The sequence below is a fragment of the Armatimonas sp. genome (assembly GCF_043760365.1).
Classification (GTDB): Bacteria; Armatimonadota; Armatimonadia; order Armatimonadales; family Armatimonadaceae; genus Armatimonas.
Map to the genome: position 1 here is coordinate 1 of NZ_JAYUPA010000148.1, position 2203 is coordinate 2203.

The 2203-nt window shown below is 58.9% G+C and carries 2 protein-coding genes; both read right to left on the reverse strand.

What is annotated here, in order from left to right:
* Positions 1-171: 171 nt before the first annotated feature.
* Positions 172-759 carry a tetratricopeptide repeat protein gene (locus ACH2EH_RS03750; protein WP_395139107.1) on the reverse strand — a complete coding sequence of 196 codons (588 nt, stop codon included), beginning with the start codon at positions 757-759 and terminating at the stop codon, positions 172-174.
* A 118-nt stretch (positions 760-877) separates the two neighbouring features.
* Complete coding sequence (locus ACH2EH_RS03755) at positions 878-2071, reverse strand: phosphoglycerate kinase (RefSeq protein ID WP_395139109.1); 1194 nt, start codon at positions 2069-2071, stop codon at positions 878-880.
* Positions 2072-2203: the final 132 nt, after the last annotated feature.

Below are 2203 nucleotides of genomic sequence, written 5' to 3' on the forward strand. Positions count from 1 at the left end.
CAGCCTTCAATCTGGCTCGTTACTTCAACCTCGTCTTAGGACGTGATCTGGCTGAGGTGGCTCGATATGCCGTCTGAGGAAATTAGCACACCCCGTTAAATAACAGTATTAGAATGCTATAAACAAAAAAACAGCTCGCCCTTGATCTTTATTTTTCGCAGCGTTTTCGGTTCACTGTGGTGCTAAGAACTCCAGCGCCCCGAGATGCCCTTGCGCCGCCGCCTTTCTCATCCAGAGAGTCGCCCACCGTCGGTTTTTCGCCACTCCGATTCCTTCGTCGTAGAGGATTCCCAGGTTATACTGTGACTTTGAATCCCCTCGTCGTGCGGCGTAACGCATGCATCGAGCGGCCTCAGGGAGGTCTATCTGTGTACCCTGTCCGAGCCAGTGCATCACTCCCAGATTACACACAGCAGGCACATCGCCAAGCGCCGCAGCTCGTTTGTAGAATGACAAGGCTCTCTCCAAGTCACGCGTGACACCTTTGCCTTTCTCATAGCATCGCGCGAGATTGAACAGAGCCACCTGATGGTCATTCGCTGCCGCTTGCTCGTACCAGAAGAGAGCCTTGGCGATATCTTTTTCCACTCCGAAGCCGCGATCATAGCAAAAGCCGACCACGTTCTTGCAGTGAATATGCCCCAGCTCTGCGGCTTTGAGAAGCAACGGAAACGCCTTGCGGTAGTTTTTCCGAACGCCGATGCCATAGAAGAAATTTTGCCCGAGCTCTGCGGGATTAGGATGAGGAACCGTGGGCATAGTGTACTACCTCGTAGAGAAAAAGGGCTCCCCGACGGGAGAGCCCACAAAAACTTGCATGGGCGGAATGCCCTTCGTAGCCAACGGCTCTCTAGTCCCGCCGCTCTAACCGGCGGGATTATTTGTCGTCGAGCGCTTCGACGCCGGGGAGTTTCTTGCCCTCTAAGAACTCCAGGCTCGCGCCGCCGCCGGTGGAGATATGGCTCATCTTGTCGGCAAATCCTAGGAGCTCCACGGCTGCTGCGGAGTCGCCGCCGCCCACGATGGTGGTGGCACCGTTCGCTGTTGCCGCCGCCATGGCCTCGGCGACGGCCTTGGTGCCCGCTGCGAAGTTGGGGAACTCAAAAACCCCCATCGGGCCGTTCCAGACCACGGTTTTTGCGCTCGCGATAATCGCCGCGAACTTTGCTGCGGACTCCGGGCCAATGTCCAGCCCTTCCTGATCGGCGGGAATCGCCTCGACGCTCACGGTCGTGCGCTCGGCGTCGTTGGAGAACTCGGATACCGCCACGCAGTCGGTGGGGAGCGCGATTTTTTCGTTGCCCAGGAGTGTTTTGCAGAACTCCAGCGAATCGGCGTCGAGCAGGCTCTTGCCGATCTCGAAGCCCGCCGCCTTCACAAACGTGTAGCCCATGCCGCCGCCGATAATCAGCGTGTCCACTTGCGGCAGCAAGTTCTCGATCACCGGAATCTTGTCCGCCACTTTCTTGCCGCCCAGAATCGCCACAAAAGGCCGCTTAGGATTCACCACCGCGCCGCCCAGATAGTCTAGCTCTTTTTGCATCAGCAGGCCACTGACACACGGCTTGCCCTGCGCCTTGCAAACCGTCGCGACGCCCTCCGTGGAAGCGTGCGCTCGGTGCGCGGCCCCAAAAGCATCGTTGACATAGACATCGGCGAGCGTGGCGAGTTTTTCACTCAGCGCGGGATCATTGGCTACCTCGGCATCGGTGAAGCGCGTGTTCTCCAGCAATGCAATCTGCCCAGCGGCAGGTGTCACGGTTGCGATTCCTAGCGGGTCGCCCTCGGAGGCTGTCGCCAGATTCACCGTGATTCCCGTGAGCTGTGCCAGCCGCTCCGCCACGGGTTTCAAACTATACTTGGCGCTGATCTTGCCCTTGGGCCGCCCCAGATGGCTCATCACGGTCAGCGCCCCGCCCGCGTCTAAAAGCGCCTTGAGGGTCGGGAGCGCCGCCTCGATCCGTCGGTCATCGGTAATGGCCCCGGAGTCGTCCTGAGGCACATTGAAGTCCACGCGAACCAGCACCCGCTTGCCCGCCACATCCACATCCGCAATCGTTTTCTTCTTCATAGCGCCCCTATTGTATCGTCAGCCCCGGTTTCGTTGCCGCCAGAATCTCGCGAATATTCTTCCGGTCATCTGCCGTCAGATGGGCAAACTCGGGCGTGGTGTCCTTGCCGGAGAGAACCTCACCCAGCCGCC

What these genes read in the sequence shown, in the direction of transcription:
- ACH2EH_RS03750 (WP_395139107.1), bottom strand. Translation starts at nt 759, where the DNA reads ATGCCCACGGTTCCTCATCCTAATCCCGCAGAGCTCGGGCAAAATTTC.
- ACH2EH_RS03755 (WP_395139109.1), bottom strand. Translation starts at nt 2,071, where the DNA reads ATGAAGAAGAAAACGATTGCGGATGTGGATGTGGCGGGCAAGCGGGTG.